At 41.6% G+C, this 454-nt stretch carries 1 protein-coding gene; it reads left to right on the top strand.

Annotated elements, in window-relative coordinates; genetic code table 11:
• Positions 1–312, top strand: a 312-nt coding sequence (locus AB4512_RS23320) for a chitobiase/beta-hexosaminidase C-terminal domain-containing protein (RefSeq protein WP_372175905.1), incomplete at its 5' end; no start/stop codon positions are given.
• Positions 313–454 lie beyond the last annotated feature (142 nt).

Below are 454 nucleotides of genomic sequence, written 5' to 3'. Positions count from 1 at the left end.
ACTGACTTAGTGAATAAGCAGGCTCTAAACAGCGACTTTAATCGCTTCGCGAATATTGTTGGTCAACGTGAGCTGGCTAAGCTCGAGAAAGCGGGTATTGATTACCGACTACCAGTTCCAGGTGCTCAGGTTGTTGATGGTAAGCTAGCGATGAACGTTCAATTCCCAGGCGTAGAGCTTCAATACTCAGCTGATGGTGAAAACTGGCTGACTTATAATGAGCAGCAACGTCCTTCGGTTTCTGGTGAAACGTACATCCGCTCTATCTCTGAAAGTGGCGAGAAAGTAAGTCGAGTAACTTCGGTAAAATAATCGACAAGCAAAATTAATAGATGAGCTCCCTAGCTTTTATCTGATTCAGATAAGAGTGGGAGCTTTTTTTTGTCCAAATCAAGTTAGCCACTTTTCTTAAACTGAAACATATAGAAATAGCCTTTATGTATATCGTCAACAA

This window comes from Vibrio sp. 10N.222.52.B7, assembly GCF_041474275.1.
Taxonomy (GTDB): domain Bacteria; phylum Pseudomonadota; class Gammaproteobacteria; order Enterobacterales; family Vibrionaceae; genus Vibrio; species Vibrio crassostreae_C.
This window is presented reverse-complemented; position numbering and strand designations above follow the sequence as displayed.